This is a genomic window from Massilia sp. SYSU DXS3249, from assembly GCF_053668055.1.
Genome location: NZ_JBSIPX010000002.1, coordinates 72,714 through 97,224, shown reverse-complemented (window position 1 = coordinate 97,224; position 24,511 = coordinate 72,714). Strand labels below are relative to the sequence as shown.

The 24,511-nt window shown below is 62.1% G+C and carries 22 protein-coding genes and 1 pseudogene; 17 read left to right on the top strand and 6 right to left on the bottom strand.

Annotation, left to right across the window (positions count from 1 at the left end; all coding sequences use genetic code 11):
* Positions 1-10 precede the first annotated feature (10 nt).
* A complete protein-coding gene (locus ACWCIA_RS02685) occupies positions 11-847 on the bottom strand; it encodes a TnsA endonuclease N-terminal domain-containing protein (protein WP_454160728.1) in 837 nt (278 codons plus the stop codon).
* Positions 848-1,288: 441 nt separating this feature from the next.
* On the opposite strand from ACWCIA_RS02685, the gene imuA reads away from it, so the two are divergent.
* The 7 genes from imuA (at position 1,289) to ACWCIA_RS02650 (ending at position 7,499) form a co-directional block, all read left to right on the top strand.
* Positions 1,289-1,993 carry a translesion DNA synthesis-associated protein ImuA gene (imuA, locus tag ACWCIA_RS02680; RefSeq protein ID WP_454160727.1) on the top strand — a complete coding sequence of 235 codons (705 nt, stop codon included), beginning with the start codon at positions 1,289-1,291 and terminating at the stop codon, positions 1,991-1,993.
* Positions 1,923-3,410, top strand: coding sequence for a Y-family DNA polymerase (locus tag ACWCIA_RS02675; protein ID WP_454160726.1), 1,488 nt, complete (start codon positions 1,923-1,925; stop codon positions 3,408-3,410). The genes imuA and ACWCIA_RS02675 overlap by 71 nt, the downstream gene beginning before the upstream one ends.
* A gap of 494 nt (positions 3,411-3,904) precedes the next feature.
* Positions 3,905-4,333 carry a nuclear transport factor 2 family protein gene (locus ACWCIA_RS02670; RefSeq protein ID WP_454160724.1) on the top strand — a complete coding sequence of 143 codons (429 nt, stop codon included), beginning with the start codon at positions 3,905-3,907 and terminating at the stop codon, positions 4,331-4,333.
* Between the two features lie 11 nt (positions 4,334-4,344).
* Entirely contained in the window at positions 4,345-4,863 is a 519-nt protein-coding gene (locus ACWCIA_RS02665) for an RNA polymerase sigma factor (protein ID WP_454160722.1), read from the top strand.
* The gene (locus tag ACWCIA_RS02660) at positions 4,860-5,660 is read left to right on the top strand and encodes an anti-sigma factor family protein (protein ID WP_454160721.1); all 801 of its coding nucleotides are present in this window, start codon (positions 4,860-4,862) and stop codon (positions 5,658-5,660) included. Before ACWCIA_RS02665 ends, ACWCIA_RS02660 begins: the two co-directional genes overlap by 4 nt.
* Entirely contained in the window at positions 5,657-6,091 is a 435-nt protein-coding gene (locus ACWCIA_RS02655) for a DUF305 domain-containing protein (protein WP_454160720.1), read from the top strand. The genes ACWCIA_RS02660 and ACWCIA_RS02655 overlap by 4 nt, the downstream gene beginning before the upstream one ends.
* Positions 6,078-7,499, top strand: coding sequence for a YncE family protein (locus ACWCIA_RS02650; RefSeq protein WP_454160719.1), 1,422 nt, complete (start codon positions 6,078-6,080; stop codon positions 7,497-7,499). Before ACWCIA_RS02655 ends, ACWCIA_RS02650 begins: the two co-directional genes overlap by 14 nt.
* A 726-nt stretch (positions 7,500-8,225) precedes the next feature.
* Here the strand turns inward: ACWCIA_RS02650 and sorU are convergent.
* The 3 genes from sorU to ACWCIA_RS02635 all read right to left on the bottom strand — a co-directional run bounded on the left by sorU (position 8,226) and on the right by ACWCIA_RS02635 (position 10,456).
* Positions 8,226-8,558 (bottom strand): SorU family sulfite dehydrogenase c-type cytochrome subunit, encoded by a 333-nt coding sequence (gene sorU, locus ACWCIA_RS02645; protein WP_259213790.1) that lies wholly within the window; start codon positions 8,556-8,558, stop codon positions 8,226-8,228.
* Between the two features lie 9 nt (positions 8,559-8,567).
* Complete coding sequence (sorT, locus tag ACWCIA_RS02640) at positions 8,568-9,818, bottom strand: SorT family sulfite dehydrogenase catalytic subunit (RefSeq protein WP_454160717.1); 1,251 nt, start codon at positions 9,816-9,818, stop codon at positions 8,568-8,570.
* A 203-nt stretch (positions 9,819-10,021) separates the two neighbouring features.
* Complete coding sequence (locus ACWCIA_RS02635; RefSeq protein ID WP_454160715.1) at positions 10,022-10,456, bottom strand: hypothetical protein; 435 nt, start codon at positions 10,454-10,456, stop codon at positions 10,022-10,024.
* A 214-nt stretch (positions 10,457-10,670) separates the two neighbouring features.
* Between ACWCIA_RS02635 and ACWCIA_RS02630 the strand changes: the two are divergent.
* The 3 genes and pseudogenes from ACWCIA_RS02630 to ACWCIA_RS02620 form a co-directional block, all read left to right on the top strand.
* Positions 10,671-10,988, top strand: a pseudogene (locus tag ACWCIA_RS02630) (translesion DNA synthesis-associated protein ImuA); the annotation flags it as partial.
* Positions 10,918-12,399 (top strand): Y-family DNA polymerase, encoded by a 1,482-nt coding sequence (locus ACWCIA_RS02625; RefSeq protein ID WP_454160714.1) that lies wholly within the window; start codon positions 10,918-10,920, stop codon positions 12,397-12,399. The pseudogene ACWCIA_RS02630 and the gene ACWCIA_RS02625, both read left to right, overlap by 71 nt.
* A gap of 335 nt (positions 12,400-12,734) precedes the next feature.
* Entirely contained in the window at positions 12,735-13,496 is a 762-nt protein-coding gene (locus ACWCIA_RS02620; protein ID WP_454160712.1) for an alpha/beta hydrolase family protein, read from the top strand.
* A gap of 173 nt (positions 13,497-13,669) precedes the next feature.
* On the opposite strand, the gene ACWCIA_RS02615 is transcribed toward ACWCIA_RS02620, so the two are convergent.
* Both ACWCIA_RS02615 and ACWCIA_RS02610 read right to left on the bottom strand, forming a co-directional pair.
* A complete protein-coding gene (locus tag ACWCIA_RS02615) occupies positions 13,670-14,017 on the bottom strand; it encodes a hypothetical protein (protein ID WP_454160711.1) in 348 nt (115 codons plus the stop codon).
* A gap of 139 nt (positions 14,018-14,156) precedes the next feature.
* The gene (locus ACWCIA_RS02610) at positions 14,157-16,070 is read right to left on the bottom strand and encodes a M61 family metallopeptidase (RefSeq protein ID WP_454160709.1); all 1,914 of its coding nucleotides are present in this window, start codon (positions 16,068-16,070) and stop codon (positions 14,157-14,159) included.
* A 239-nt stretch (positions 16,071-16,309) separates the two neighbouring features.
* Between ACWCIA_RS02610 and ACWCIA_RS02605 the strand changes: the two genes are divergently transcribed.
* The 7 genes from ACWCIA_RS02605 (at position 16,310) to ACWCIA_RS02575 (ending at position 24,362) form a co-directional block, all read left to right on the top strand.
* Positions 16,310-16,774: an Hsp20 family protein gene (locus ACWCIA_RS02605; RefSeq protein WP_454160708.1), complete on the top strand. Its 465-nt coding sequence runs from the start codon at positions 16,310-16,312 to the stop codon at positions 16,772-16,774.
* Positions 16,775-17,102: 328 nt separating this feature from the next.
* Positions 17,103-18,620 (top strand): Do family serine endopeptidase, encoded by a 1,518-nt coding sequence (locus tag ACWCIA_RS02600; protein ID WP_454160706.1) that lies wholly within the window; start codon positions 17,103-17,105, stop codon positions 18,618-18,620.
* Positions 18,621-18,658: 38 nt separating this feature from the next.
* Positions 18,659-19,321 carry a response regulator gene (locus ACWCIA_RS02595; RefSeq protein ID WP_454160704.1) on the top strand — a complete coding sequence of 221 codons (663 nt, stop codon included), beginning with the start codon at positions 18,659-18,661 and terminating at the stop codon, positions 19,319-19,321.
* The gene (locus ACWCIA_RS02590) at positions 19,318-20,652 is read left to right on the top strand and encodes an ATP-binding protein (RefSeq protein WP_454160702.1); all 1,335 of its coding nucleotides are present in this window, start codon (positions 19,318-19,320) and stop codon (positions 20,650-20,652) included. Before ACWCIA_RS02595 ends, ACWCIA_RS02590 begins: the two co-directional genes overlap by 4 nt.
* Before the next feature lie 440 nt (positions 20,653-21,092).
* Positions 21,093-22,298, top strand: a complete 1,206-nt coding sequence (nhaA, locus tag ACWCIA_RS02585) for a Na+/H+ antiporter NhaA (RefSeq protein ID WP_454160701.1) — start codon at positions 21,093-21,095, stop codon at positions 22,296-22,298.
* A 17-nt stretch (positions 22,299-22,315) separates the two neighbouring features.
* Positions 22,316-23,668 (top strand): TrkH family potassium uptake protein, encoded by a 1,353-nt coding sequence (locus ACWCIA_RS02580; protein WP_454160699.1) that lies wholly within the window; start codon positions 22,316-22,318, stop codon positions 23,666-23,668.
* Positions 23,658-24,362 (top strand): potassium channel family protein, encoded by a 705-nt coding sequence (locus ACWCIA_RS02575; RefSeq protein ID WP_454160698.1) that lies wholly within the window; start codon positions 23,658-23,660, stop codon positions 24,360-24,362. Before ACWCIA_RS02580 ends, ACWCIA_RS02575 begins: the two co-directional genes overlap by 11 nt.
* Positions 24,363-24,511: the final 149 nt, after the last annotated feature.

Here is a 24,511-nt window from a genome sequence, read left to right as displayed (position 1 = left end):
CGTCCATTGATTAATTCTCTGCTCGAAGACAGCTATTTATTTTAATTTCTGAAATTGGAGTATTCCATAATTGCTCACGATTTAGTTCTGTTATAAATATGCGTGTCGAGAGCATGTGTCGAGCTATCATCAAATGCGAGCCAGTTTCATATGCAAGATGTTCATCGAGCAATTTGCAGACTTCGCAAAGTGTTATGCCTGGTATATTTAGGTGCGAAAGGCATATTAGTAAGTGCTCAGCTAAATCTTTATAATGCCCTGGAGACGGCTCTGCGAAAAGATGCAGGTTTTGATATTGCCTCAGCCATTGCAGGTTACGTTTTAAATGGAGTGGAATATCTTGCTCAGTTAGTATTCGGAAGGAAACGTTCTTTTCTGTCCAATAGGTTTCCTCGATCCTTAGTTTTTCGCATACTCTGCGATTAGATAATTGAGATGCTGGCTTTATTGAAAAAGCTGTGTCGGCGTATACCGAATTGCGTTTGTATGTCACGACCAAGTCTGTAGTCATAACTAAATTTGTATCGCTCCGTGGATCTCTAGGGTGCCTGAATCCGAGAGTCGATGCTATTCTGATCGTTTCTGTTCGGTCTAATGCGAATTGCTCTCTAATGTCTGCAACCGCGTTGTCGCTGTCAAAGGTCAAATAATGGGCATATTCTATGTCGGACAAAAGATGATGTACGCGTCCACTGCGTCGTCCGTATATCCGATGTGATCGGCCGGAACTGGGAACATCACGAACGAATAAGTATGGGAGGTAATTTTCCCTGACCCCTTTCCCCCGCCCGCGTCTCAGCAGTTCTTGGATGTCTGACTCGTTGCGCGTATATCGTTTCCTCGACATTTGTCTCGCATCCTTGTCGCGTGTTTAGGTGATAAATTGCCGTCCGACTATACTTCCTAAATGAACTGTTCCTATTTAGGAAAATTTTGATTTTTAAAGATTCGTTGTAGGGCTTGGGTTAAGCATGCTAGGTATTTAAATAATAGCTGCCCAACTAGTTTTTTCAATGTTGTGAAGGTTGAACATCGATGGCTTGTTGGCGTATGAAGATCTAACGGTTGTATAGATGATTCTTGTAGACGTAGGCTGGCAGGTAGACCTGCTTGCGAGTGGGTACTTGAGCGAATAGTTAATCTTTAGACACCTAAATTGTTGCCAAGTGGATACAATGGGTCTTTTCTTTACGTAATATCGGCTTCAGCCGCTCGGTTGAAGTGTAGACACCTTGCTAAAAGCGTATGAACCAAGTACTGTATGGGCATACAGTACTGAGGAGGTGGTATGTTGACTACGAGCCATTCGACACCGGAGTCGATTCATCCGTCGTTATGGCGTGCTTCGCAGCTCGGTCATGCAAGCACACGTTGTGTTGACACTGGGTTTCCTGTGTTATCTGACCAGTTACCAGGAGGAGGGTGGCCGATTAGTAGCATGGTTGAGCTCCATTTGCGTCAACCCGGGACAGGCGAACTAAGGCTTCTACAGCCTGCACTGGCAGCGGCCGGGAAACGCCGGGTAATGCTCATTCAACCGCCACATGTCCCAAATTCGATTGCCCTGGCTGCGATGGGCTTGAACCCGTCTCAAGTCACGTGGGTTCAACCTGATCGTACAGCTGACGCCCTCTGGGCTGCAGAACAAGTCCTCCGAAGCGGCGGGTGTCATGCGCTTTTGTTTTGGCCTGGCCATGTTCGAAACGAGAGCCTACGACGTTTGTGTTTAGCGGCTTCAGACGGAGAGAGCCTATTCTTTTTGTTCCGCCCGATCGCCGCAGCGCAAGATCCCTCACCCGCACTGCTTCGGCTAGGGGTTCGGCCGGCGCGAGGCGGTGTCGAGATTGATTTCTTAAAACGTCGTGGGCCACAGCGCGAAACTGCACTGTTCCTACCCTTGTCTCCCTCCTTTGTTCATCGCCATGCGCCTGTGGATCGGATTACATCTACCCCAGCTCCCGCTCGAGGTCTTCGAACCGAACTGGTCGAGTGACAGCATTACAGTTGTCCTTGAGCGAGAGAAGGTTCTAACGATGTCGTGCAGCGCGCGAATGGTCGGCATCAAACCTGCGATGCGCCGCGGTGGCGTGTTAATGCTGGCTCCCGATGCACGTATCCACGAACGTACGGCAGCACGTGAAGACGCTGCACTACGGGCCGTTGCGATGGCAATGCTGCAATACACGCCCCAAGTGACGCTCGCGGAAGAGTCAACGCTGCTACTCGATATCGGTGCCAGCTTGCGGCTGTTCGGTGGTATCCGATCAGTATGTAGACGCGTTCGTGCCGATCTTCGTAGTCTGGGGTTCACGGGAAAATTGAGCTGTGCTCCTACTGCTCGGGCAGCGTGGATGCTCGCGCGAACCGGCGGCGGCAGTGTTCTGAAGCAACAGTCATCAGGGCGTGCGTTGTATCGTCTTCCTGTAATGGTTGTGCCAGCGGCAAGGCCCTACAGTAGCTGGTTTGAAGGAATTGGCTGCGATACGATCGGTGACTTGCAACGGCTGCCGCGACCTGGTCTTCAACGGAGATGTGGCCGCGCATTACTCGATTTCCTTGATTCCGCATTCGGCAGCCTTCCAGAGGTCTTCGAATGGGTCGAGGCGCCTACAAAATTCGACGCACGAATGGAATTTTTTGATCGCATCGAAAATGCTGATCTATTGCTAGCCGGCGCGCAGCGCCTGGTTTTGCAGCTAATCGGTTGGTTATGTGCAATGCAGCTTGCAGTAAAGGGCGTTACGCTCAAGCTTGAACACGAACACGAACGCGGTCGTGTTGCGCGGGCGCCGACCGAAGTTGAGATCCTGCTGGCTGAACCGGTTTGGCATAGTGATCACATTGTGCGGTTGCTGAAGGAGCGACTCGGGAAACTGGTACTGGACGCTCCAGTAATCGGATTGGTGCTCCAGACAATCCAGCTGCAGCCAATGGAGCCTCCGACCGAGTCGCTTTTCCCGGAGCCAGGTGGCACGGAGGAAGACCAGGTGCGCATGATCGAGCTGCTGGTAGCACGCCTTGGGAAGGACAAGGTTCGTCAGGTGCGGCCAGTGGCTGATTATCGGCCCGAGGTCGCTAACGCGTGGGTTCCTATTCATGAGAAGGTTCGGGAAGCGGTAGTTGCCGGCCAGCTTCCGCCAAATCTGAGTAGCATGCTGCAACCGACCTGGCTGCTGGTTAGTCCAATTCCGCTGCTTGTCCGAAACCATAGGCCGTTCTACGGGTCTCCACTGAGAATGGTGTCAGGCCCAGAGCGCGTAGAAGCAGGATGGTGGGGAGATACGGCTGCTAGAGATTACTGGATTGCAGAAGGCCAAGAACACGCTTTGTACTGGGTTTATCGGGAGCGAGTCACCGGAGCAGGCGAGGATCCAGAACCACGCTGGTTCCTCCACGGGCTATTTGGATAGTCATAGTCAAATTAGCGCTATCGAATTGCAGTGTGAAATGTAAGAAGCCGACGCTGCCGATACTTGGGGTTCTGTTCGCCTGCGTCCTTCGTAGCTCCCTTGACCAGAGCATGCGGCGAGTTGTGTGTCGTCATTTCTTCCAGAGCATGGAGGAATGCTGCAATGGTCTGGGACGCGATAACTGGGTCTGTCATGCCCTAAGCAGCGATACTGCTTTGGAGTTGGTGCTGGTAGTGGTGTCTTCGGTGCGCCTGTGCACCCTACCTACAAGGCAGCTTAACCTTGCAGCGCGCACGTTTCTATGCTGCGTAGCGCTACCCAGCCGTCCCACCGCGACGTTCGAAAACATAATTCGTACAAGTGAAACCACGGCAGGCTGCTGCTCTGATGGGCAGCCGAAAAAAATAATTGCTCCGGAATGGAATAAAGGAGCTGCAGATCCGTTCACCCATGTAGGAACAGTTCGTTCCCTCACACCACACTAGAGAGCCATCATGAAAACTTCACCTCTTGCCCTTCTGCTTGCCATCACTGCTGGTGTCGCACATCCGGCCTTCGCCGGACCGGCCCTCGACGCCGCCCAAGCCCATATTGCAGCAGTCGGTGCGGGCGAGCGTGCCGCCATTGTGCGCGACTATGCCGACGACGCCCGCTTGACCTGGGTCGGTGGCCCTCTAGACGGCATCTACACCGGCCCGGCAGCCATCGGCGCGGTCTGGGACAAGTTCGGCGCTGCCGCCGGGCCGGCCCGCGTGACCGTCATGGGCATCGACGAAACGGCCAACCCGAAGGGCGCCACAGTGGTTGCCACCGTACGCTTCGACGGGAAAATCCAGGTCAAGGTACGCTACGTGCTGACCTACCGCGACGGCAAGCTTGTGAACGAAACCTGGCAGGTCGATCCCAAGCCGGCGGCCAACTGATCCACGAAACGATGCGAACCTTGCCACCTGACGCCGGCGAGCAGCTCCTAGCCTGTATCCCGAGGCTGCGGCGCTATGCCCGCGCCTTGGCCGGGGATCGCGCCGACGCCGACGACCTGGTGCAGGACACGGTGGAACGTGGCTGGGCCCAGCTCGCTGCGTGGCAGCCGGGCAGCGACATGCGGGCCTGGCTGTTCTCGATCATGCATAACGTGCGTATCGACCAGGGGCGGCGGCGCAAAGTGCCAACCGAACCGTTGGACGACGAGACACCCCAGACCGCTGGGCCGGAACGCGCCTCTGCCGGCCTCGAGCTGCGCGACCTGGACGCCGCGTTGCGCCTGCTGCCGGAGGAGCATAGGGAGATTCTGCTGCTGGTTGGACTCGAAGAAATGCGCTATGAGGACGTGGCGCTGACCCTGGGCCTCCCGGTCGGGACCGTTATGTCGCGGCTGTCGCGCGCCCGCGAGAAACTGCGTGTATTGATGGAAGGCCGTGCCCCCGTCGTTGCCCTGAAAGTCGTCAAATGAGTATCTTCCCCATTACTGAAGCCGACCTGCACTCCTATGTCGATGGCCGCCTCCCTTCTGCCCGCATGGCCGAAGTCGAAGCCTATCTTGCAGCGCACCCGGATGAAGCAGATCGGCTGCAAGTCTACGCGGCCCAGAACGCAGCCCTGCACGCCATGTTCGATCCAGTGCTCGAGGAAATCGTGCCGTCGCGCGTTAGTGCGCCAGTGCGCCTTGGGTGGCAGTGGCGGTGGCAAAACCTGGCCGCGGGGCTGGCTATAGCCGTCCTCGGCGGCGGCGCGGGCTGGGGACTGCGCGGCGCAACCGACCACGACCCGCGGCTCGCGTCCGATTACACCCGTCCCGCCTTCAGCCAGCCAGCCAGGGGATTGGCGCATCAGGCCGCTGTTGCTCATGTGGTGTACAGCCCCGACGTGCGTCGCCCGGTTGAAATCGGCGCAGAACAGGAAGATCAGTTGGTCGCATGGCTATCGAAACGGCTTGGCAGCAAGATTCATCCACCGCGTCTCGGCAAGCTGGGCTACGAGCTCATCGGCGGACGCCTGTTGCCTGGTACCAGCGGCCCGGTGGCCCAGTTTATGTACCATGACCGCACTGGCCAGCGCCTCACGCTGTATGTTTCTAACGAACAGGCGCACAACCGCGATACGGGCTTCCGTTTTGCTGCAGAAGGTCCCGTCAACGTCTTCTACTGGATCGACGGCAAATTTGGCTATGCGCTCTCTGCCGGCATCGACAAGGGAGAACTAGCGCGGGTGGCAAGCGCCGTCTACGAACAACTGGAGACACCCGTATGAAATTCTCGCAACTGTTTACCGCAGTACTCTGGAGCACTGCGGCGGCGGCTCAGGGCCAGCCAGCGCCACTTCACAATCATGGTGGGAGCGCACCACCTTACTTCGTCGCCAGTAGCGACAGGCCCTACGCGGCGCTGGCGGGCGACGCCATGGCGATTATGGACCAGGGCATGCGGCGCGCGAATACCAATGGGGTTCCAGAGCACGACTTCGTCACGATGATGATTCCGCATCACCAAGGCGCCATCGACATGGCCAAAGCCATCCTGGTGCATAGCAAAGATCCAGGACTTCGTAACCTGGCCCAAGGAATTATTGTCGAACAGCAAAACGAAATCAAGATCATGCAGGCCTGGCTACAACGCTACCAGGCCTCCCGTAGCAAGCCGCAAAAGACCTCCACCGAAAAGGACTCACATGTACACCAATGAAATCCGCCGAGCGAGCACAAGCGCCTCAATTGCTATTGCCCTCGCTTCTCTCGTCGCGCTGGCAACGCCCGCATACGCGCTTCCCGGCCCCCAGGATCGTGTCTACACCGCGGACCAGAACAGCAATACTGTCTCGGTCATAGACCCGTCCACGAATACCCTGCTGGGCCAGATCCGCTTGGGCAACCAGCGCCCCGACGTGCTCTCGCCACTGTATAAGGGCGAGATCAACGTGCACGGGCTGGGCTTCTCGCCTGACCACAAGACACTGCTCGTCGTGTCCAATGGCTCCAATTCAGTCACCTTCATCGACACCGCGACCAACAAGGTCAAGGGCGTGACCTACATCGGCCGCTCGCCGCACGAGGGTTTCTTCACGGCCGACGGGCGTGAGGTCTGGGTCGTGGTGCGCGGCGAAGACTACATCTCGGTGATCGACCCAGCCACGTTCAAGGAAAAGCGCCGTATCCAAACAACTGGCGGACCCGGGATGGTGCTGTTCCATCCGAACGGTAAGCTCGCGTTCGTAGTGTCGAGCTTCAACCCGACCGTCGACGTCATCGACGTCAAGTCGCACAAGGTCGTCAAGCGCATTCCGGTGACGAGCCCGTTCTCACCCTTCCTGCAGTTCACTCCGGACAACAAAGAAGTCTGGATGACCCATAAGGACGTCGGCAAGGTCACCCGCATTGACACCGCTACGCTTGCTGTCAAAGGCGTGATCGACACCGGCTTCATCACCAATCACCTGGCCTTCGTCAAGACCGCCAGCGGCACGCATGCCTACGTAACGGTGGGCGGCGAAAACGTCGTTAAGGTCTTCACTACCGGCAACGCGCCGACACTGGTGGCGAGCATCCCCACTGGCGCGCTGCCTCACGGAATCTGGAGCTCGGATGATAGTAGCCGTCTCTACGTCGGCCTCGAGAATGGCGACGCGGTTGACGTCATCGACAGCGCCAGCAACAAGGTCATCGCGCGCGTGCCGGTTGGACAAGCGCCACAGGCACTGGTCTATGTTTCGAAGGCAGCACCCGACGGGGGGGGCAAGGCCAACCTCAGTCCGCGCGCGAATAGCGAGCCACTCAACATCGCGCTTAAAGCGGGCAGCGGCGATGCAACGGGATCGGTCGTGGCACGCAACTTGGGTGTTACCGATGCGCTAGAGGTAACGCTGCACAAGCTCAAGCCGGAAACTGTGTACAAGGTGTACGCCAGCGGCCAGGCGACGCCGGTAGCCAGTTTTAGGACAAATCCGAAAGGCATGGCCAATGGCACGGCCATCGGCCCAATGCGCGAAGTCGTCGGAAGCCTTTCCGCCAAGCAGGGCACGGCCAGCCGCATTCTAGTCATGGAAGGCGATGTGCCCGCAGATCCGGGCAAAGCGGTGCTGATGAGCATGCAATAAGCCGGCAAGCCGCGGCAAGGATAGTGAAATTAAAGAACGGGAATCAGCATGTTCCGCTTCTCTCCTGCCAGCATGCCGTGCTTTCCTGCGCCACATACGGCGCAGGAAAGCAAAGCAATGGTGACCGCTTGCTAAAGGGAATTTTAGCTAGGGAGCGTCGACGATAGTCGTAGTGAGTTAGCGCAGGTACACTAGCGAGATGAGTGTGCCAGCAAAAACGAAGTATTGAACGATTAACTGGGAAGAGTAAAACGCAGCGTTTAGGGCGCCTGACTCTTTGCTCATCTGGTTGGAACAAGGAGATGTGCAGGTAGGGCCGTGCTAGCGGTTAGCGAGGCCGATGTCCAAAGCACAGCGACACTGCAATTCATTCCTGCCCGGCGATTAGGGGTCCGTTCATCTGCTTCTGCGTCAGGCGAAATGGATGTCGCGGAGCCTACTCAAGCTGGACGGTCTAGATTAGGAGGGGCCCTACTTCGGCACCGTCAGTCGACGCCAAAAGCAATTGGCGGTAACGATCGTCATCTACGTTTTGTGAGCCCGCTGACTCCTCTTGAAGCCCTATTGGCCGTCGCAGGTCAGTCGTAAGACTCAAAACCCGTTGGACGCCTATGGCAAAGCTTAATCACAAAAATGTTTTATGTCAGAAATCAGGTGAAGAATCAAAGAATAAGTATGCGTAAAACTACGCAATTTCGAGTCCGCCCAATGGTCACGGAACCCGCGTTACTTCCCTGCCGCGGTAACGGTAGCCACGTACTGTCCGAGCAACTTGATCTGCTCGTCGGTCAAATTCTTAAACGCAGGCATTTGGCCGATACCGTTGCGAACCGCCTTTTCCACCCTTGTTGCGTCAGGCTTCAGTTCATCCAAACTAGGCCCGATGGCACCCTCCGCGCCAGCATTCTTTAGTGCATGGCACACCGCGCACGCTGGCACGGCCGTCTTGTTGAACAGCGTTCTGCCAGCCTCTAATTTGTCCTGCGCGAAAGCTGGCGAGCCGACAAGTGCTGCTGCAATTGCGGCGGACGTGGCCATGCGTGTAATCGACGAATACATGGATATCCCTTAAACGACGGTAATGGTCAGCGCGTGATCGCGCCAGCTGTTATTGTTGTAGCCACCGGTGTTTTCCACACGGCCCTCTGGCTGGCGATTGCCCCGTGAATCAGTCACGACGCAGGCGATGGTGTAGGTACCGGGCTCAAGCTTCACCGGCAAAACGAACTGGCGCCATGCATAGCGGCCCAGATCCGGCCCTACCAGGCGCGCCGTCTTCCACGTCTTGCCACCGTCGACTGATACCTCGACTGACTTCACCGCATTCAGTCCACCAAACGCCACGCCCTTGATCTGTGCCCTTCCGGCCGATACCGCACCAGTTTCGGGCGCCGGCGAGTTGATCCATGATTTCGGTGACATCTCCCATACCGAAGGATGGCTCGGGTCGCCCTTCTGTCCCGGTGGTGAGATGCGGTAGCCGGTCTTCTGGATGGCAGCATCAGTTTGGGCTGCCGTAAACGCCAGCCTCTTGATGTACTTGATGTTGTTGACACCGGTGTAGCCGGGCACGATTAAACGCAGCGGCCCACCATGCGCGAGGGGAATCGGCTCGCCATTCATTTCCCAGGCCAGCATGGCGTCAGCCATGGCCTTCGCGGGTACCGACCGCTCAACAATCACGCTTTTCGGGTCCAAACCCTCCGGCAATTTCTCTCCACCAGTACCAGTCATATACTGCATGCCGTCGATAATTCCGCCGAGCGCTTCCGTCAGGACGCGCACCGGCACACCGCTCCAAACCACGCAGCCCGCAGCGCCAACCTGCCAGGGAGTGCCGCTCGGCTTGTTCGGGAACAGGCCACGGCCATTGCCTGAGCATTGCAGTACCATCGCCATTGTCTCCAGGCCCATCGATTTCAAATCCTTCACACTCAATGTGCGGGGATTCTTTACGCCCTCGATCGCTACTTGCCAGCCGTCGCGGTCGGCGACAACCGATGCATCGGGCGCCGGCAGGTTATTGCGGATGTAGAGCTGGCTGGCCGGAGTTATGATACTTGTACCGAACGCGCTGCGCTTCGTCTCCAGCGTGCTGGCGGTATGCACGATCATCGATTCCGGGTTTTTCCAGTTGACATACGCTGGTAACGGTTTTGCTGCAATAGCAGTATCTGCCACCGCCTGTGCCATTGCAGATCTGGTAAATCCGGCTAACCCTGCTGCTGCCATGGCAGCAGTGCCACCTGCCAGCAGACGGCGACGGTTTGGGTCGGTGATGGGGTTCGGCCGGTCGGCATTTTCCAGTATGTGCGACATCGTTGTCTCCTTTGGATTTTTTAAACTATTGCTTCGGCGAACGCCCGACCTTTCCAATCCTACTCCTCATTACATGCGGTATCAATCATATTCACCGCGTCGCTGTTTTCCGGGCTGATGTACATGCGAATGCTGCCACCCGAAGCTCAGATGCCGTGCGGTAGTGCGGCAACCGGGACAATGGCAACTTTTTTGATACGGCGTCAAGCGTATAGACCTTGACCGCATTCTCGCCAACGATTGTGATATAGGCGAGCGTGCCCGACACTGCCTTGGCGAAGCCGATGATGGGTGATCATGCAGGTATCGAACACGCCCTTAACTTGCAGAGTTGCGGTATCGATCTGTGCGACCTCGCCCACGTCTTTATGCGTCATCCTGAGTTCCTTGAAGTCGGGTGCGAATTGCAAGGAGGACGAAAACCGGCTGAACACCGTGATCTGCTTGAAGGTCACGCAGTTCACGCCAACGGTCTTGCCGTCGGCATTGACTTGGGGCTGCATGAACATTTCCAGCTGACCCGCGGCGATGGCTAGCGCGAGGTCCCGTTCAATGGACAGGCGTTCCTCGACTTCATCCTGCATGGATATTTCGAAAAACGCGACGCGGTTGCGCCCGGTGGCCTTGGCGCGATACATCGCTGTGTCGGCCTCACGCAGGAGTGAATCGCCACAAGTTTGCTAGACGCTTGCAAGCCCCGTGGAAATACTGCTTCCCATGTTCAACTGCTTTGCCATTCCTGTAGTCTCAATGACGCCCGCGTATGAATACTCAGGTGGGGAGGAAATGGAAACTTTATTCGATTGATGAAGATTTTATTCAGCCAGTGAAGTTTTTATTCATTATCTACAGCTGCTGTTCTGGGCCAACCATGCACGCGGCGAGAGCCTGCGCCGCCTGCACCTGGCGGCGCAATGCGGCGAAACCCTGTTCTTCATGATGCGCCCGCTCGCCAGCGCCCAGGATGCCTCGCCGGCGCCGCTGCGCCTGTCGCTGCGTCCGGCGCCGGGCGGGCTCGACATCGGCTTCGTCAAACGCCGGGGACCGCAGCGCGATGCGCCGCTGTTCCTGCCTCTCACTCCTCCTTTACTTCAACGCCATGCGCCTGTGGATCGGCCTGTACCTGCCCCAGTTACCGCTCGAGGTCTTCAGCCCGAACTGGTCAACTGACGCGGGCTGCGTCGTACTCGAGCACGAGCGCGTGCTGGCCGCGTCCCCGGCCGCGCGCGCGGCCGGCATCCAGCCCGGTATGCGCCGCGGCGGGGTGTTGATGCTGATGCCCGAGGCGCGCATCGTCGAGCGTTCGCCGGAGCGCGAAGCCGAGGCCCTGCATGCAGTGGCGATGGCGCTGCTGCAGTACACGCCGCAGGTCGCGCAAGCCGAAGAGTCCACGCTGCTGATCGACATCGGCGCCAGCCTGCGCCTGTTCGGCGGCATCCGCGCGCTGTGCCGGCGCGTGCGCGCCAGCCTGCGCGCGCTCGGCTTCTCCGGCTTCCTCAGCTGCGCGCCGACCGCGCGCGGCACCTGGCTGCTGGCGCGGCGCCGCGCCGGGCGCGTGCTCACCATCGCTTCGCTCACGCGCCGCCTCGACCGTCTGCCGGCTACATTGCCGCCGCCGGCGCGCGCCTTTGCCGCCTGGTTCGAGGGCATCGGCTGCGCCGACCTGGGCGCGCTGCGGCGCCTGCCGCGGCCGGGCCTGCAACGCCGCTGCGGCCGCCCGCTGCTCGACCTGCTCGACGCCGCCTACGGCATGGCGCCCGAACTCTTCGAATGGATCGAGGCGCCCACGACCTTCCACGCGAAGATCGAACTCTTCGACCGTCTGGAAAACGCCGAGGAATGCCTGATGGGTGCCGAACGCCTCGTGCAGCAGCTGACCGGCTGGCTGTGCGCCCGCCAGCTCGCGGTCGAGCGTATCACGCTCCTGCTCGAACACGAGCGGGGCAGGGTAGCGCGGCCTCCTACCCCGGTCGAGATCGCGCTGGGCGAACCGACCTGGCGCGACGAACACCTGGTGCGCCTGCTGCGCGAGCGCCTCGCAAAACTCGTGCTCGAAGCCCCGGTGATCGGCCTCGCCCTGGATGCGGCGCAATTGCAGCCGATGGCGCCGCCGAGCGAATCGCTGTTTCCCGAGCCCGGCGGCACCGAGGAAGACCGGGTGCGCATGCTCGAGCTGCTGGTGGCCCGCCTCGGCCCGGACAATGTGCTGCAAGCCCTGCCGCAGGCCGACTACCGGCCCGAGGTCGCCAATACCTGGGTGCCGGTGCAGCAAACCGTACGCGAAGCCGTGCGCTCGGCGCAGATGCCGCCCGACGTGCAAAGCCTGCCGCGCCCGACCTGGATCCTGGCCAAGCCGATCGCCCTGCTGATGCGCAACCACCGTCCCTTCTACGGCTCGCCCCTAAAAATGGCGTCGGCGCCGGAGCGCATCGAAGCGGGCTGGTGGAGCGAGACGCAGACGCGCGATTATTTCATTGCCGAGGGACAGGATCACACGCTGTACTGGGTGTATCGCGAGCGCATCGTGGGGGCGGGGGAGGATGCGAATCCGCGCTGGTTCTTGCATGGCTTGTTTGGGTGACGCCGCGTCGAACGTAGGGTGGGCAGATTCTGCCCACGCGTTCAAGCACCGCTGGCAAGCACGTGACTGCCCCTGTTTGGGGACAGTGGCGATACCTTGGCTAGGGACATAGGTAACGCCTTGGCTAGGGACATGGGTAACACCTTGGCTAGGGACATAGGTAACACCTGGCTAGGGACATGGGTAACTCTGTCGAGAGACATGAGTAGCACCTGTCTAGAGACATAGGTAACACTGTCGAGAGACATAGGTAGCACCTGGCGGCGCGCGGCGTTTCCTTGCACGCATGCCCGATCCGGTGCAGAGTAGCGCCTTCTTGAAAACAGGGGATAGTCATGCTGACCGAACGCGTCGAGTTCCAGGGGCCGCACGGGAAACTCTCGGGCAAGCTCGACCTGCCAGACGGCCTGCCGCGCGCCTACGGCGTCTTCGCCCACTGCTTCACCTGCAGCAAGGACGTGCTGGCGGCGAACCGCATTTCGCAGGGGCTGGCGGCGCATGGCGTCGGCATGCTGCGCTTCGATTTCGCGGGCCTGGGCGCGAGCGCGGGGGAGTTTGGCGATACCAATTTCTCGTCGAACGTGGAAGACCTGGTGGCGGCCGCGGCGTTTCTCCGCGAGAAGTTCGCGGCGCCGCGCCTGCTGGTCGGGCACAGCATGGGCGGCACGGCCGTGCTGGCGGCGGCGCACCGGATTCCCGAATCGAAGGCGGTGGTGACGATCGCCTCGCCGAGCGACCCGCATTACGTGGTCAATGCCCTGCTGCACGAGCACCTCGACACCATCGCCCAGCTTGGCGAGGCGCGGGTGAAGCTGGCGGGGCGCAACTTCAATATTCGACAGCAGTTTGTCGAGGATGCGACGCAGCATCAATTGGCCGAACGGATTGCGCAGCTGGACCGCGCGCTGATGGTGATGCATGCGCCGGGCGACGATACCGTCGAGATGGAGAATGCGCTGCGGATATTCGAGATGGCGCGGTTTCCGAAGAGCTTCGTGTCGCTCGACGGGGTCGATCATCTGGTCACAAGCAGGGAAGATGCGGCGCAGGTGGCCGCGATGATCGCGGCGTGGAGTGCGCGGTATATCGACGCGTAGACACGTAGGGTGGACGGCTACACCCTTGCGTGAAGGATCCCGCGGCTATGATGCCGTCCACGCGTTCAACCGGCCCATGAGATCTCGCGTCGGTGCATGCGTGAGTTGAACGCGTGGGCGGCGCATGAGCATCGAGAACGCCCACGTCAGGGTGGAGCCGACCACCCTACAAATTACTCGTCGAACTCTTCAGCCAGGTTCTTCCACCCACGGCTCTTGGCAAAGGCCGCGAACTCTTCCGGCGCCTCGAGCACGATCAGCTTGCGCTCCTGCAGGCCCGGGTCGCTGTGGCCGAAATCCGGCCCCTTGTACCCGAGCGCGCGCAGGCGGTCGATGATCTGCTTCACCAGCACGCTGTCCTTGTAGAGGCCGGCGTCGATGGGCGCGGCGAAGTCCACGTACACGTCGATGATCCCGTAGCCCTCGTCGAAAATGCGGATCGCCTTGACGTCGTGGGAACGGCCGGTGCTGTCGCTGGCCTTGAACGGGCCGGACAGTTCAATGTCGGTATCGGTAGTCATGGCTTCAGCATACCCGAAATAAGAAGCTTCGAGAAACCGTAGCGAGCGGAAGGAGTGTTGGCCGAGAAGCGCAGCTGTACGGTGGTACAGCGAGCATCGCAGGCCAATACTCCGACGCGTAGTAGGTTTATCGGAGCTTCTATTTCAGCGCCTTGTAAATCGCCTCCAGCCGATCCGGCGTCCCCGGAATCCGCTCCAGGCGCGGATAGCGCAGGCCGCCCTGGTAGTCGAGCGAGATCGTGCGCAGGTTGTTGCCCTTCTTGACCAGCAGCTCGATCGGCGCCTTGCCGTTCTTCGTCGCCTTGACGGCTGCCTTCAGCACCTCCGGCTTGTACACCTTGTTGTTCACCGCGACGATGGTCGTGTTGCCGGCCAGGCCGGCGCGGAAAGCGACACCGTCCCAGATCAGGCCGCGCACCGCACCGTCGGCGCCCGCCGAGAAGCCCAGCGAATAGCTCAGGTCGACCGACTTGCTGCGCTCCTCGGCCGCCTTGACGTAGTCGGTCGGGGTGTCGGTGTAGACCAGCTTCCAGCCGGCGCGTTTGATGCCGTCGAGTGGGGCGCCGGGGCCGTTGCCTTCCAGGCGCGTGCGCAGGAAGGGCGCCCAGTCGAATTTCTGCACCTTGTCGAGCGCGGCGACCACGTCCTCGAAGGTGTAGAAGGCGGGCAGCATGCTGCCGTTGTCGATGCCATAGAAGGCTCGCGCGAAGTTGTCGAGCGAGCGCTTGTCGCCGGACAGTTCGCGGATCTTGGTGTCGACGTCGAGCCAGATCAGGGCGCCTTCCGAGTAGTAGTCCTCGCTGCGCTGCCAGTTGCCCCAGGCGAGCGCCCGGCGGGCCTGGATGATCGGGTCGTTCACGGTGTCCTGCACCGCGCGCCAGGCGCGCCCGCCGGTGTTGTCGTAGCGGGCCGCGGTGCTGGCCAGCGCGTCGCGCGCGCTCGCCTGCGAAACCAGGCCGGAACGGGCGCCGAGGATGCTGCCCCAGTACTGGGTCTGGCCCTCATAGACCCACAGCAGGCTGTTTTGCAGCGGGGTGTTGAAGTTCGGGACGTTCTGTCCGGCCGGGCGGCGGAACTTGCCGTTCCACGAGTGGGTGTACTCGTGCGGCAGCAGGTCGCGTCCCGCCTCCGAGCGCGCCCAGTCGGTGAAGTAGCCCGGCTTGACGCCGTTCTCGCTCGACTGGTGGTGCTCGCGGCCGATGCCGCCGAATTCGTCCGACAGCGCGAGCAGGAAGTCGTAGTGCCGGTAGTGGTGCGAACCGAAGAGTTTTAAGGCCTGGTCGACCATCGCGCGGTGCGCGGCGATCTGCTCGGGCTTGGCTTCCAGGCTCTCCGGATTGTCCGCCACGACGTTCAGCGAGACGCGCACCTTGGCGCCCGGATCGAGGTCGAACTGCTTGAAATGCCGGCCCGCGAAGAGCGGCGAGTCGATCAGGGTTTCCAGGTCGTGCGGCTTGAACTGGACCTCGTCGGCCTTGCGCTCGGCGGTCTCCAGCGCGGTGCCGTACTGCCAGCCGGCGGGCAGCGTCAGCGAAGGCTGCACCGTGATGCGGCGCGCCACGTAGCCGGCCGGGTAGAGCGTCACCGACGGCCATTGCAGGCCGAGGATGTCGTCGGTCATGACAATGCGGCCCTGGCTCGCATCGAGCGGCGACAGGAACTGGTATTCGGCTTCCAGGGTCGTCACGCCTTCGGGCACGGTCACGTGGAAGGCGAAGACCTCGACCGGGTCGCGCGTCCATGCCACCGGCTTGCCGTTGGCCGTGAATTTCAGGCCGGCCAGTTGCGTCAGCGGACCGCTCGGGCCGTGGTTCGCCGGCAGCCACTGCGGGTACAGGAAGGTCATCGGGCCAGGCTTGACCGGCACCGTCATGCGCATGCGGAAAATCTGCTGCGAGAGGTTGGTCGCATCGACCTTCAGCACGATGGTGCCGGGGTAGGGCTGGTCGACCGGGGCGGGCACGGCGGCCTGCGCCGGGAAGGCCAGGGCAAGCGCGAGGACGAGGGCGGAGGCCGATTTCGCGGCGACGGAGAACGGGGCGTGAAGGCTCATCTTGTAGGCAGTGTAAGTAACGATCGAGGCGACCAAACCGGTCGAGTGTAGCACGCAGGTAGTTGCGTAAAAGTATGGAAAAGTTCGGAAACATCGATGCAAATAAAATTTGCAAAACTAGCTAAAAATCCGTATTTCGTATCCCTTGAAAACGGCTTGGGGTGGCATTAGATTGGTCCCAACGGATGCTCACGATGAGGTCCGTCAACTTATCGCTTAACCTTAAAAGGATATTTATCATGCGTACTTTCGATCTGACTCCCCTGTATCGTTCCGCCATCGGTTTCGACCGCCTGGCCAGCCTGCTCGAGCAACGCGCCGAGTCGCAGCCGAGCTATCCGCCGTACAACGTCGAGCTGCTCGCCGAAGACAAATACCGCATCGTGATGGCCCTCGCAGGCTTTTCCCGCGATGAAGTGGAAATCGTCTCCGAGCGCGACACCCTGCACGTGACCGGCCGCAAGCAGAAAGACGCCACCGAGCGTACCTACCTGCACCGCGGCATCGCCGCCCGCGACTTCGAACAGCGCTTCCAGCTGGCGAACCACGTGAAGGTCACCACCGCGTCCTTCGACAACGGCATGCTGACCATCGACCTGGTGCGCGAAGTGCCTGAAGCGCTGAAGCCACGCAAGATCGCCATTGGCGATGCGAACGGCACGGTCGACAACGTCCAGCAAATCGAACAGCGCCAGGCTGCGTAACGATCCACAGGCAGTAACGAAAGAGGGTGCCCGCAGTCAGGGTGCCCTTTTTTACGCCTGGGCGGGGCGCGCAGCCCGGACAAATTTGTCCGTAGGGTGGACGGCTCCGCCGTCCACGCGTCCAACCGGCATGTGATCCGCTGCGACAGGTCACGGGTCCGTTGAACGCGTGGACGGGGAACCCGTCCACCCTACGCAACGACGGCGTTAAGCAGCCCTTAAGGATGAGTTTTAAGCACCATCTAAGACAGATCGGCGACACTACTTACATCGATACTCCGCATTGAAACGTCGGTATCGACCAACCCTTTAAACCAGGAGCACGTCCATGCAAAACGAAGGTGCAGTCACCGCCATCACCGCAAAACGTCTCACGCTGGCGCTCTGCGCCGCGGGCGTTATCGGCGGCGCGGTCGGTGCGATTACAGTCAACCATAACAACGCCACTGCCCAGGCAGCGCAGGCCGTTGCCGCGGCGCCTGCGCCTGCGCCGGTCACCGCTCCTCCAGCGGCCGCCGGCGCCCCCGCCAGCACCGTCACCCTGCCGGACTTCACCCGCATCGCCAAGCAGAACGGCAAGGCGGTGGTCAACATCCGCGTCAGCGGCAGCATCAAGACCAGCGCGGCCAATGTTCCCCAGGTGGACCCGCGCCATCCGCTTTACGAGTTCTTCCGCCAGTTCCAGGACCCCCGCGGTCCGCAGCGGGAGGCTCCCATTTCCGGCGCCGGATCGGGCTTCATCGTAAGCCCGGACGGCGTCATCCTTACCAACGCGCACGTGGTGCGCGGCGCCAGCGAAGTCACGGTCAAGCTGGCCGACCGGCGCGAGTTCCGCGCCAAGGTGCTCGGTTCCGACACCGCGACCGACGTCGCCGTGCTGAAGATCGACGCCAGGAACCTGCCGACCGTCCCGCTCGGGAACGCGCGCTCGCTGCAGGCCGGCGAATGGGTGCTGGCCATCGGCTCCCCCTTCGGCCTGGAGTCGACCGTCACCGCTGGCGTCGTCAGCGCTACCGGCCGCAGTCTGCAGAACGACAGCAACGTGCCCTTCATCCAGACGGACGTCGCCGTCAACCCCGGCAACTCGGGCGGCCCGCTGTTCAATACGCGCGGCGAAGTGGTCGGCATCAACTCGCAGATCTACAGTATGACCGGCGGCTACCAGGGCCTGTCGTTCGCGATCCCGATCGACGTTGCGGCGCGCATCAAGGATCAGATCATCGCTACCGGCAAGGTGCAGCACGCGAAACTCGGCGTGACCATCCAGGACGTGAACCAGGGCTTCGCCGATTCGTTCAACCTCGATTCGCCGGAAGGCGCCCTGGTTGCCAACGTCGAACGCGGCAGCGCCGCCGAACGCGCCGGCCTGAAGTCGGGCGACGTGGTGCGCAAGGTGAACGGCCAGCCCATCATCGGCTCGGGCGATTTGCCGGGCATGCTGGCAGTGGCGAAGCCGGGCGACAAGGTCGCGCTCGACGTCTGGCGCGAAGGGAAGATCGTGCGCCTCAACGCGACCCTCGGCAACGCCAGCGACAAGCCGGAACGCGCCGAGCGCGCGGAACTGGCTGCGTCCGACAACGGCGCCAAGCTGGGCCTGGCCCTGCGCCCGCTCGAACCGGTCGAACGCCGCCAGAGCGGCCTGCCGTCCGGCCTCGTGGTCGAGGATGCGGCCGGCGCGGCGATTGCCGCCGGCATCCAGCCGGGCGACGTGCTGCTGTCGGTGAACGGCAAGCCGGTCTCCAGCGTCGAGCAGGTGCGCGACATGGTCAACAAGTCCTCCAAGTCGGTAGCCTTGCTGATCCAGCGCGGGAGTGACAGAATCTTCATTCCGGTGCGGATCGGCTAAGAAGCCAGCGCAGCCGGGTAACGCCTAGAGAGGACAACATGCGGCTGCTGCTGGTGGAAGACGATACGATGATCGGCGAAGTGGTGCTCGACCTCCTGCGGGCCGAGCACTACGCCGTCGATTGGGTGAAGGACGGCGAGATGGCCGACACCGCCCTGGTGCAGAACCAGAACTACGACCTGGTGCTGCTCGACCTCGGCCTGCCGAGGAGGGACGGCCTCGACGTCCTGCGCGCCATGCGCACCCGCAAGGACCGCACCCCGGTGCTGGTGGCCACCGCGCGCGATTCGGTGGCCCAGCGCATCGCCGGGCTCGACGCCGGCGCCGACGACTACGTCCTGAAACCCTACGACCTCGACGAACTGCTGGCCCGCATCCGCGCGCTGCTGCGGCGTGCCGCCGGGCGCGCCGAACCCGTCTTCGAATACAAGAACATCTCCATCAACCCCGCCACCCGCGAAACCCTGGTCGATGGCGCGCCCGTCTCGCTGTCGGCGCGCGAATGGGCCGTGCTCGAAGCCCTGGTCGCCCGTCCCGGCGCCGTGCTGTCGCGCGCCCAGCTCGAAGAAAAGCTCTACAGCTGGCGCGACGAAGTGAGCAGCAATGCGGTCGAGGTGTACATCCACGGCCTGCGCAAGAAGCTCGGCAGTGACCTGATCCAGAACGTGCGCGGCGTCGGCTACATGGTGCCGAAGGCATGAAGATGACCCACTCGCTGCGCGGGCGCCTGCTCTGGTTCCTGCTCGCAGCCATCACGCTGGCGGCGCTGGCGCAAGCCTCGATCGCGTACAACACGGCGCTCGACGACGCCGACCAGATCTTCGACTACCACATGCAGCAGATGGCGCTGTCGCTGCGCTCGGGCACGCCGCTGTCGAACACCGAGGCGCGCGAGCGCGTCGATACCGGCCCGAGCAACGACGACCTGGTGGTGCAGATGTGGTCCCCGGACGGCGTCCAGGTTTTCCATTCCGTTTCGCGCGCGCGCCTGCCGCAGCGCGCCGTGCTCGGCTTCTCCAACGTCAGGGCCAACGGCACCACCTACCGCGTGTTCTCGATCCAGACCAGCGGCCAGACCGTGCAGGTCGCGCAGGACCTGGCCGTGCGCCGCAACATGGCCAGCAACCTGGCGCTGCGCACGCTCGGGCCGATCGCGGTCATGATGCCGATCCTGATGCTCGTCGTCTGGTGGGTGGTCAGCGGCTCGCTGGAACCGGTGGCGCGCGTGCGCTCGCAGGTCGCATCGCGCCAGGCCGACGACCTCTCGCCGGTGTCCGAATCCGGCCTGCCCGACGAAGTGCGCCCGCTGGTGCATGAACTGAACCTGCTGTTCGGGCGCGTGCGCACGGCCTTCGACGCCCAGCAGAATTTCGTCGCCGACGCCGCCCACGAGCTGCGCACGCCGCTCGCCGCGCTGCGCCTGCAGGCGCAAAGCCTGGACCGCGCCGCCGATCCTGACGCGCGCAAGGTGGCGGTCGGCCGCCTGACCGCCGGCATCGACCGCGCGACCCGCCTGGTCGAGCAGCTGCTGGTGCTGGCGCGCCAGGAAGCCTCGGCCGCCAACGGCGCCGCGACCCGGCCGGTGGACCTGGCCGAGCTGGCGCGCCGCACTGTCGGCGACCTGGTCGGCCTGGCCGGCGCCAAGGAAGTCGACCTCGGCCTGCAGCATGCCGACCCGGTCGCCATCGAGGGCCAGCCCGACGCCCTGCACATCCTGCTGCGCAACCTGGTCGAGAACGGGGTGAAGTACACGCCCTCGGGCGGCACGGTCGACATCGCGGTACGCCAGGAGAAGGACGCGGCCGTCGTCAGCGTCGAGGACAGCGGGCCCGGCATCCCGCCCGAGGAACGCGAGCGCGTGTTCGACCGCTTTTATCGCGTGCCAGGCAGCGACGCCGCCGGCAGCGGGCTCGGGCTGGCGATCATCAAGGCGATCGCCGAGCGCCACGGCGCGCAGCTTCATCTGGACAAGTCGGAGCGCCTCGGCGGCCTGGCGGCGACGGTGCGTTTTCCAATGGCGAAAGCGGGCTAAGGCCTGATCACCACATACGTTTAGCAGAGGAACGTAGGGTGTGCGGCTATACCCGAGGGAGTGATCAGCCCGCGACTGTGACGCCGCCCACGCGTTCAATGCACGCGAGAAATACTGCGCGATTAAGCATGGGCTGGTTGAACGCGTGGGCGGCGTCTCCGCAGCGTGATCGCCACTGTTCGGGTATAGCCGCACACCCTACGCCCTCCGTTACACTTGCCCGCCTATCCGGCGCGGTGTGCCGACGGGCTACGTTATAATTCGGCAAGGGTGATCGTACCGTTCGGGTACGACAGGATTAGCGCTGGTCGGGCCGCCACGCTGCTTTTTGACGCCGATGGACGCCCGATCTTGATACCACTGCCACCACATTCCCTTCGCACCGGCTGCACGCCGGCCTGCCTGTCCTCCCTGCATGCCGTACATTTGGGAGACGCAGCATGCGCATAGAAAAAAAACTCTCCGCCACGTTCAAGAAGTTCTCGGAGTCGGGCAAGGCCGGCGGCATCGTCCTGATCCTGTGCACCCTGGCCTCGCTCCTCATTGCCAACTCGGCGTTGGGCGAGGGCTACCTGCATTTCTGGCACCTGCCGCTGGCCGGGCTGAGCGTGGAGCTCTGGGTCAACGACGCCCTGATGGCCGTGTTCTTCCTCCTGATCGGCCTCGAACTCAAGCGCGAGCTCTACAACGGTGAACTGTCCGACCTGCGCCACGCCATCCTGCCGATCGTGGCGGCGGCCGGCGGCGTCATGGTGCCGGCCCTGATCCACTTCCTGCTCAACGGCGGCACGCCGACCCAGGCCGGCGTCGGCATCCCGATGGCGACCGACATCGCCTTTGCGCTGGGCGTGCTGGCCCTGCTCGGCAGCCGGGTGCCGGCCTCGCTGAAGATCTTCCTGACCGCGCTGGCCGTGATCGACGACCTGGCCGCGATCGTCGTCATCGCCGTCTTCTACACGGCGCAGTTTTCGCTGGCCTACCTCGCCGCCGCGCTGGGCGTGTTCGCCGCGCTGTTCCTGATGAAGCGGATGCTGCGCGTGATGGCCCTGCTGCCTTACCTCGTGGGCGGCGCGCTGATGTGGTTCCTGATGCTCAAATCCGGCGTGCACGCGACGATTGCCGGCGTGCTGCTGGCCTTTGCGATTCCCTATTCGGCCACCCAGGACGACGTCGCATCGCCTTCGCACCGCCTGGAAGACGCCCTGCACAAGCCGGTCGCCTTTTTGATCCTGCCGATCTTCGCGCTGGCCAATACCGGCATCGTCATCGGCGCCGGCTGGGCCGCGGAGCTCCTGTCGAGCAACAGCCTCGGCATCCTGCTCGGGCTGGCGGCCGGCAAGCCGGTCGGCATCCTCCTGTTCAGCTTTATCGCGGTGAGCGTCGGCCTGTGCCGCCTGCCGCTCGACCTCGCATGGCGCCACGTGCTCGGTGCCGGCATGCTGGGGGGGATCGGGTTTACCATGTCGATCTTCATCACCAACCTCGCCTTCGCCGGCCAGCCCGACATCGTGAATGCATCGAAAATGGCGATCCTGCTGGCCTCCCTGGTCGCCGGCGTGATCGGTTTCGCCTGGCTCAAGACCATGGGCGCGCCGCTCGAATCCGACCCGGATACCGATACGATGGACCTGGAGCAGGAAGCCTAAGACGTGAAGCTGACGACATGAAGCCGCAGCGCCGCTCGCCCATGAAGGCGATCCTGCACCCCGCGCGTGCGGTGACGCTGGCCTTCCTCGGCGCCATCCTGATCGGCACGCTGCTGCTGATGCTGCCGATCGCGCACGCAGGCGAGGGCGGCGCGCCCTGGAACGTGGCCGCGTTCACCGCCGTGTCGGCGGTCTGCGTGGTCGGGCTGGCCGTGGTCGATACCGGCACCTACTGGTCGGGCTTCGGCCAGTGGATCATCATGCTGCTGTTCCAGGTCGGCGGCTTCGGCATGATGACGGGCGCCACGCTGCTCGGCCTGATGGTGAACCGCTCGCCGCGCCTGCGCACCAGGATCATGACCCAGACCGAGTCGCGCACCCTGGCGCTGGGCGACGTCGCCAGCGTGGCAAGGGTGGTGCTGTTCGTGACGGTGGTGGTGCAGTTCGTGATCTCCGCGCTGCTGATCCTGCGCCTGCGCTTCGCTTACGACCTCGCATGGGGCGAGGCGTTCTGGTCGGGACTGTTCCACGGGGTCTCGGCCTTCAATAACGCCGGTTTTTCGATCCATGCGGATGGCCTGGTGCGCTATGCGGCCGACGCCCTGGTGCTGGGGCCGATCATGCTGGCGATCGTCATCGGCGGCATCGGCTTTCCGGTGCTGCACGACCTGCGCCACCGCTGGCGCGATCCGCGCCACTGGTCGCTGCACACCAAGCTGACGCTGACCGGCACCCTGTTGCTGCTCGCCGGCGGCTTCGTGGTCACGCTGCTCCTCGAATGGAGCAACCCGCGCACGATCGGACCGTTCAGCCTCGCCGGCAAGCTGTTGAACAGCCTGTTCGTGTCGGTGGCGGCGCGCACCGCCGGTTTCAACACGCTCGACATCGGCGCGCTGACCCAGGAAAGCTGGGCCTTGCACTACTTCCTGATGTTCATCGGCGGCGGCAGCGCCGGCACCGCGGGCGGGGTCAAGGTCGGCACCTTCATGGTGCTGCTCCTGCTGGTACTGGCCGAGGCGCGCGGCCATGCCGATACCGAAGCATTCGGACGCCGCGTCGGCGCCGCTGCCCAGCGCCAGGCGATCACGGTGCTGGTGCTCGGCAGCGTGGTGGTCGCGCTCGGCACCATCGTCCTGCTGCGGGTTACCGATTTCCCGATCGGGCAGATCATCTTCGAGGCCATTTCGGCCTTCGGCACCACCGGCCTGTCCACCGGCATCACGCACCTGCTGCCGCCGTCGGCACAAATGGTACTGGCACTGTTGATGTTTTTCGGCAGGGTAGGCACCATCACGATTGCCGCCTCGCTCGTACTCGGCGAGCGCCGCATGCCTTACCGTTATCCAGAGGAGCATCCAATTGTTGGGTAGAATTTTCACGGAGCAGTTCGCCTTCTCCAGCAGCGACAGCGTCGTCGTCATCGGCCTCGGGCGCTTCGGCGGCGCCGTCGCGCAGTCGCTGGTGCGGCTCGGGCACGACGTCATGGGGATCGATCACAAGGAAGAGCTGGTGCAAGTCTGGGCCGACCGCCTGACCCACGCGGTGCAGGCCGATTCGACCAACGAGAACGTCATGCTCCAACTGGGCGTGGCCGACTTCTCGCACGCGATCGTCGGCATCGGCTCCGACCTGGCCGCCAGCCTGATGACGCTGATGGTGCTGACGGAGCTCGGCATCAAGGACATCTGGGTCAAGGCGATGACGCCCGAGCACGGCCAGATCGCCCAGCGCATCGGCGCCCACCACGTGATCTATCCGGAAGCTGACATGGGCGCGCGCGTGGCCCACCTGATCACCGGGCGCCTGATGGACTTCATCGAGTTCGAGGACGGTTTCGCGATCGCCAAGATCTGCGCACCGCCGCACACCCACCACCTGACCCTGGCCGAGTCGCACGTGCGCTCGCAGTCCGGCGTCACGGTCGTCGGCGTCAAGCGCGCCAACGAAGACTTCCAGCATGCCCTGCCGGATACCCGCATCCAGCCGAACGACCTGCTGATCGTGTCGGGGCCTACCCGCAAGATCGAGTTGTTTGCAAGCGGCGAACTGCAACGCCGCGGCTAGCGGCTTGGCAAATACACACCCCCATGCAATAAATGTTAGTCATCAGTTACGGCTTCGGGTATCTTCTTGTTTTGCCCGCCGAGTCATGTTCATCGGCGAAAGTTCAAAACCAGAAAGGCAGACATCCTGTCGCCGCCGCATTGCATGGG

Coding starts and splice junctions, on each gene's coding strand:
- ACWCIA_RS02675 (WP_454160726.1), top strand. CDS start 1,923: ATGCGCCTGTGGATCGGATTACATCTACCCCAGCTCCCGCTCGAGGTC.
- ACWCIA_RS02590 (WP_454160702.1), top strand. CDS start 19,318: ATGAAGATGACCCACTCGCTGCGCGGGCGCCTGCTCTGGTTCCTGCTC.
- ACWCIA_RS02650 (WP_454160719.1), top strand. CDS start 6,078: ATGTACACCAATGAAATCCGCCGAGCGAGCACAAGCGCCTCAATTGCT.
- ACWCIA_RS02605 (WP_454160708.1), top strand. CDS start 16,310: ATGCGTACTTTCGATCTGACTCCCCTGTATCGTTCCGCCATCGGTTTC.
- ACWCIA_RS02615 (WP_454160711.1), bottom strand. CDS start 14,017: ATGACTACCGATACCGACATTGAACTGTCCGGCCCGTTCAAGGCCAGC.
- ACWCIA_RS02665 (WP_454160722.1), top strand. CDS start 4,345: ATGCGAACCTTGCCACCTGACGCCGGCGAGCAGCTCCTAGCCTGTATC.
- ACWCIA_RS02635 (WP_454160715.1), bottom strand. CDS start 10,456: ATGTATCGCGCCAAGGCCACCGGGCGCAACCGCGTCGCGTTTTTCGAA.
- ACWCIA_RS02685 (WP_454160728.1), bottom strand. CDS start 847: ATGTCGAGGAAACGATATACGCGCAACGAGTCAGACATCCAAGAACTG.
- sorU (WP_259213790.1), bottom strand. CDS start 8,558: ATGTATTCGTCGATTACACGCATGGCCACGTCCGCCGCAATTGCAGCA.
- ACWCIA_RS02600 (WP_454160706.1), top strand. CDS start 17,103: ATGCAAAACGAAGGTGCAGTCACCGCCATCACCGCAAAACGTCTCACG.
- ACWCIA_RS02610 (WP_454160709.1), bottom strand. CDS start 16,070: ATGAGCCTTCACGCCCCGTTCTCCGTCGCCGCGAAATCGGCCTCCGCC.
- ACWCIA_RS02660 (WP_454160721.1), top strand. CDS start 4,860: ATGAGTATCTTCCCCATTACTGAAGCCGACCTGCACTCCTATGTCGAT.
- ACWCIA_RS02620 (WP_454160712.1), top strand. CDS start 12,735: ATGCTGACCGAACGCGTCGAGTTCCAGGGGCCGCACGGGAAACTCTCG.
- ACWCIA_RS02670 (WP_454160724.1), top strand. CDS start 3,905: ATGAAAACTTCACCTCTTGCCCTTCTGCTTGCCATCACTGCTGGTGTC.
- sorT (WP_454160717.1), bottom strand. CDS start 9,818: ATGTCGCACATACTGGAAAATGCCGACCGGCCGAACCCCATCACCGAC.
- imuA (WP_454160727.1), top strand. CDS start 1,289: ATGTTGACTACGAGCCATTCGACACCGGAGTCGATTCATCCGTCGTTA.
- nhaA (WP_454160701.1), top strand. CDS start 21,093: ATGCGCATAGAAAAAAAACTCTCCGCCACGTTCAAGAAGTTCTCGGAG.
- ACWCIA_RS02595 (WP_454160704.1), top strand. CDS start 18,659: ATGCGGCTGCTGCTGGTGGAAGACGATACGATGATCGGCGAAGTGGTG.
- ACWCIA_RS02655 (WP_454160720.1), top strand. CDS start 5,657: ATGAAATTCTCGCAACTGTTTACCGCAGTACTCTGGAGCACTGCGGCG.
- ACWCIA_RS02625 (WP_454160714.1), top strand. CDS start 10,918: ATGCGCCTGTGGATCGGCCTGTACCTGCCCCAGTTACCGCTCGAGGTC.
- ACWCIA_RS02580 (WP_454160699.1), top strand. CDS start 22,316: ATGAAGCCGCAGCGCCGCTCGCCCATGAAGGCGATCCTGCACCCCGCG.